Source organism: Paraburkholderia sp. SIMBA_054, from assembly GCF_046534875.1.
Lineage (GTDB): Bacteria > Pseudomonadota > Gammaproteobacteria > Burkholderiales > Burkholderiaceae > Paraburkholderia > Paraburkholderia hospita.
In genome coordinates this window covers 1-242 of sequence record NZ_JAWRXV010001536.1, presented here as the reverse complement: position 1 = coordinate 242, position 242 = coordinate 1, and the positions used below count along the sequence as shown (strand labels likewise).

1 protein-coding gene is annotated in these 242 nt (G+C 67.4%); it reads right to left on the bottom strand.

The window, feature by feature from the left end; genetic code table 11:
• Positions 1-242, bottom strand: a 242-nt coding sequence (locus SB822_RS60180) for a carboxyl transferase domain-containing protein (RefSeq protein WP_410859524.1), incomplete at both ends; no start/stop codon positions are given.

Below are 242 nucleotides of genomic sequence, written 5' to 3'. Positions count from 1 at the left end.
CGCGTAGTAGGGCTCCCCCTGGCGCTCGTACTGCTCACGGATCGGCGCTTCGAACTCGCCGCGCTCCTCGGCGCTCCACGACTCGCCTCGAGCGGACAGTTGATCCTCCTTGACCGTGGCGAGCACTGATGCGGCCTGCGTTCCGCCCATCACAGAGATGCGGCTCGCAGGCCAGGTCCAGAGGAACCGCGGTGAGTACGCCCGTCCGCACATCGAGTAGTTGCCCGCCCCGAACGAACCAC